The sequence below is a fragment of the Streptomyces sp. NPDC014734 genome, from assembly GCF_043083325.1.
In the GTDB taxonomy this organism is placed as follows: Bacteria; Actinomycetota; Actinomycetes; order Streptomycetales; family Streptomycetaceae; genus Streptomyces.
Genome location: NZ_JBIBYN010000057.1, coordinates 1 through 5,306 on the forward strand (window position 1 = coordinate 1; position 5,306 = coordinate 5,306).

The window sequence follows — 5,306 nt, forward strand, 5'->3', positions numbered from 1 at the left end:
CAACACAGTGGACGCGAGCAACTGAGGACAAGCCCTCGGCCTATTAGTACCAGTCAGCTCCACCCGTTACCAGGCTTCCACATCCGGCCTATCAACCCAGTCGTCTACTGGGAGCCTTAACCAATCAAGTTGGTGGGAATACTCATCTCGAAGCAGGCTTCCCGCTTAGATGCTTTCAGCGGTTATCCCTCCCGAACGTAGCCAACCAGCCATGCCCTTGGCAGAACAACTGGCACACCAGAGGTTCGTCCGTCCCGGTCCTCTCGTACTAGGGACAGCCCTTCTCAATATTCCTACGCGCGCAGCGGATAGGGACCGAACTGTCTCACGACGTTCTAAACCCAGCTCGCGTACCGCTTTAATGGGCGAACAGCCCAACCCTTGGGACCGACTCCAGCCCCAGGATGCGACGAGCCGACATCGAGGTGCCAAACCATCCCGTCGATATGGACTCTTGGGGAAGATCAGCCTGTTATCCCCGGGGTACCTTTTATCCGTTGAGCGACAGCGCTTCCACAAGCCACTGCCGGATCACTAGTCCCGACTTTCGTCCCTGCTCGACCCGTCGGTCTCACAGTCAAGCTCCCTTGTGCACTTACACTCAACACCTGATTGCCAACCAGGCTGAGGGAACCTTTGGGCGCCTCCGTTACTCTTTAGGAGGCAACCGCCCCAGTTAAACTACCCATCAGACACTGTCCCTGATCCGGATCACGGACCCAGGTTAGACATCCAGCACGACCAGAGTGGTATTTCAACGACGACTCCACAACCACTGGCGTGGCCGCTTCAAAGTCTCCCACCTATCCTACACAAGCCGAACCGAACACCAATATCAAACTGTAGTAAAGGTCCCGGGGTCTTTCCGTCCTGCTGCGCGAAACGAGCATCTTTACTCGTAGTGCAATTTCACCGGGCCTATGGTTGAGACAGTCGAGAAGTCGTTACGCCATTCGTGCAGGTCGGAACTTACCCGACAAGGAATTTCGCTACCTTAGGATGGTTATAGTTACCACCGCCGTTTACTGGCGCTTAAGTTCTCAGCTTCGCCAACCCGAAAGTCGGCTAACCGGTCCCCTTAACGTTCCAGCACCGGGCAGGCGTCAGTCCGTATACATCGCCTTACGGCTTCGCACGGACCTGTGTTTTTAGTAAACAGTCGCTTCTCGCTGGTCTCTGCGGCCACCCCCAGCTCAAGGCGCAAAGCCCATCACCAGAAATGGCCCCCCTTCTCCCGAAGTTACGGGGGCATTTTGCCGAGTTCCTTAACCATAGTTCACCCGAACGCCTCGGTATTCTCTACCTGACCACCTGAGTCGGTTTAGGGTACGGGCCGCCATGAAACTCGCTAGAGGCTTTTCTCGACAGCATAGGATCATCCACTTCACCACAATCGGCTCGGCATCAGGTCTCAGCCTTAACGTGTGACGGATTTGCCTACCACACGGCCTACACCCTTACCCCGGGACAACCACCGCCCGGGCTGGACTACCTTCCTGCGTCACCCCATCGCTTACCTACTACAAGTCTGGTTCGTCGGCTCCACCACTACCCTCAACTCCGAAGAGATCGGGCCGGCTTCACGGACTTAGCATCGCCTGATTCAGTACTGGGCGTTTCAAAGCGGGTACCGGAATATCAACCGGTTGTCCATCGACTACGCCTGTCGGCCTCGCCTTAGGTCCCGACTTACCCTGGGCAGATCAGCTTGACCCAGGAACCCTTAGTCAATCGGCGCACACGTTTCTCACGTGTGTATCGCTACTCATGCCTGCATTCTCACTCGTGAACCGTCCACAACTCGCTTCCGCGGCTGCTTCACCCGGCACACGACGCTCCCCTACCCAACCCAACAGGCGTTAGCCCTCATGCTGGATTGACACGACTTCGGCGGTACGCTTGAGCCCCGCTACATTGTCGGCGCGGAATCACTTGACCAGTGAGCTATTACGCACTCTTTCAAGGGTGGCTGCTTCTAAGCCAACCTCCTGGTTGTCTCTGCGACTCCACATCCTTTCCCACTTAGCGTACGCTTAGGGGCCTTAGTCGATGCTCTGGGCTGTTTCCCTCTCGACCATGGAGCTTATCCCCCACAGTCTCACTGCCGCGCTCTCACTTACCGGCATTCGGAGTTTGGCTAAGGTCAGTAACCCGGTAGGGCCCATCGCCTATCCAGTGCTCTACCTCCGGCAAGAAACACACGACGCTGCACCTAAATGCATTTCGGGGAGAACCAGCTATCACGGAGTTTGATTGGCCTTTCACCCCTAACCACAGGTCATCCCCCAGGTTTTCAACCCTGGTGGGTTCGGTCCTCCACGAAGTCTTACCTCCGCTTCAACCTGCCCATGGCTAGATCACTCCGCTTCGGGTCTTGAGCGTGCTACTCAACCGCCCTATTCGGACTCGCTTTCGCTACGGCTTCCCCACACGGGTTAACCTCGCAACACACCGCAAACTCGCAGGCTCATTCTTCAAAAGGCACGCAGTCACGACATACAAGCAAGCTTGCATGCGACGCTCCCACGGCTTGTAGGCACACGGTTTCAGGTACTATTTCACTCCGCTCCCGCGGTACTTTTCACCATTCCCTCACGGTACTATCCGCTATCGGTCACCAGGGAATATTTAGGCTTAGCGGGTGGTCCCGCCAGATTCACACGGGATTTCTCGGGCCCCGTGCTACTTGGGAAATTCTCAAGCAAGCCGTCAATGTTTCAGCTACGGGGGTCTTACCCTCTACGCCGGACCTTTCGCATGTCCTTCGCCTACATCAACGGTTTCTGACTCACCGACCAACCGGCAGATTGATCAAGAGAACTCCCACAACCCCGCATGCGCAACCCCTGCCGGGTATCACACACATACGGTTTGGCCTCATCCAGTTTCGCTCGCCACTACTCCCGGAATCACGGTTGTTTTCTCTTCCTGAGGGTACTGAGATGTTTCACTTCCCCTCGTTCCCTCCACACTGCCTATGTGTTCAGCAGCGGGTGACAGCCCATGACGACTGCCGGGTTTCCCCATTCGGACACCCCCGGATCAAAGCTCGGTTGACAGCTCCCCGGGGCCTATCGCGGCCTCCCACGTCCTTCATCGGTTCCTGGTGCCAAGGCATCCACCGTGCGCCCTTAAAAACTTGGCCACAGATGCTCGCGTCCACTGTGCAGTTCTCAAACAACGACCAGCCACCCGTCACACACCACCCAACAGCAGTGCTACACCGGGACCGGCAACTGAAGGCAGCCATCACGGCCGAACCCTCAGACACCCAACAACGTGCCCGGCACAGACCCCCAGAACAACCACGTTCCACGCCGAAGCAGTACTAATGACATCCTGAAAACCCGTGCCGAATAGTCAACGTTCCACCCATGAGCAACCAGCACCGGACACTCGCCGGTGTACTGGCTCTGGACCCCTGTGACAGGGCCAAGAAGCTCCTTAGAAAGGAGGTGATCCAGCCGCACCTTCCGGTACGGCTACCTTGTTACGACTTCGTCCCAATCGCCAGTCCCACCTTCGACAGCTCCCTCCCACAAGGGGTTGGGCCACCGGCTTCGGGTGTTACCGACTTTCGTGACGTGACGGGCGGTGTGTACAAGGCCCGGGAACGTATTCACCGCAGCAATGCTGATCTGCGATTACTAGCAACTCCGACTTCATGGGGTCGAGTTGCAGACCCCAATCCGAACTGAGACCGGCTTTTTGAGATTCGCTCCGCCTCACGACATCGCAGCTCATTGTACCGGCCATTGTAGCACGTGTGCAGCCCAAGACATAAGGGGCATGATGACTTGACGTCGTCCCCACCTTCCTCCGAGTTGACCCCGGCAGTCTCCTGTGAGTCCCCATCACCCCGAAAGGCATGCTGGCAACACAGAACAAGGGTTGCGCTCGTTGCGGGACTTAACCCAACATCTCACGACACGAGCTGACGACAGCCATGCACCACCTGTACACCGACCACAAGGGGGGCACCATCTCTGATGCTTTCCGGCGTATGTCAAGCCTTGGTAAGGTTCTTCGCGTTGCGTCGAATTAAGCCACATGCTCCGCTGCTTGTGCGGGCCCCCGTCAATTCCTTTGAGTTTTAGCCTTGCGGCCGTACTCCCCAGGCGGGGAACTTAATGCGTTAGCTGCGGCACCGACGACGTGGAATGTCGCCAACACCTAGTTCCCAACGTTTACGGCGTGGACTACCAGGGTATCTAATCCTGTTCGCTCCCCACGCTTTCGCTCCTCAGCGTCAGTAATGGCCCAGAGATCCGCCTTCGCCACCGGTGTTCCTCCTGATATCTGCGCATTTCACCGCTACACCAGGAATTCCGATCTCCCCTACCACACTCTAGCCTGCCCGTATCGACTGCAGACCCGGGGTTAAGCCCCGGGCTTTCACAACCGACGTGACAAGCCGCCTACGAGCTCTTTACGCCCAATAATTCCGGACAACGCTTGCGCCCTACGTATTACCGCGGCTGCTGGCACGTAGTTAGCCGGCGCTTCTTCTGCAGGTACCGTCACTCTCGCTTCTTCCCTGCTGAAAGAGGTTTACAACCCGAAGGCCGTCATCCCTCACGCGGCGTCGCTGCATCAGGCTTTCGCCCATTGTGCAATATTCCCCACTGCTGCCTCCCGTAGGAGTCTGGGCCGTGTCTCAGTCCCAGTGTGGCCGGTCGCCCTCTCAGGCCGGCTACCCGTCGTCGCCTTGGTAGGCCATCACCCCACCAACAAGCTGATAGGCCGCGGGCTCATCCTTCACCGCCGGAGCTTTCAACCCCATCCCATGCAGGACAGAGTGTTATCCGGTATTAGACCCCGTTTCCAGGGCTTGTCCCAGAGTGAAGGGCAGATTGCCCACGTGTTACTCACCCGTTCGCCACTAATCCACCCCGAAAGGCTTCATCGTTCGACTTGCATGTGTTAAGCACGCCGCCAGCGTTCGTCCTGAGCCAGGATCAAACTCTCCGTGAATGTTTTCCCGTAATCGGGACAACACAACACGAGAGCGGAACAACCGGTCGGAATAGGACCGGTCATCCACAGCGTCCTCGCTGTGTAATTGCCTGCCGGGCCAGAGACCCCGCAGGACTTTCAAAGGAACCACCAACCTGCTAGAAGCAGGCCGGGGTATCAACATATCTGGCGTTGACTTTTGGCACGCTGTTGAGTTCTCAAGGAACGGACGCTTCCTTTGTACTCACCCGAAACACTCTCCGGGCTTTCCTCCGGGCTTCTTCCCTTCGGTCTTGCGTTTCCGACTCTATCAGACCCTTTTCAGTGTCCGACCCCCGGTCGAAGCGGGG

Annotated in this window: 2 rRNA genes; both read right to left on the reverse strand. The window is 57.3% G+C overall.

Annotation, left to right across the window (positions count from 1 at the left end):
• Positions 1 to 23 precede the first annotated feature (23 nt).
• Positions 24 to 3,145 (reverse strand): 23S ribosomal RNA (locus ACF1CT_RS37280).
• 303 nt (positions 3,146 to 3,448) lie between these two features.
• A 16S ribosomal RNA gene (locus tag ACF1CT_RS37285) occupies positions 3,449 to 4,974 on the reverse strand.
• The 16S and 23S rRNA genes sit together here, the layout of an rRNA operon.
• Positions 4,975 to 5,306 lie beyond the last annotated feature (332 nt).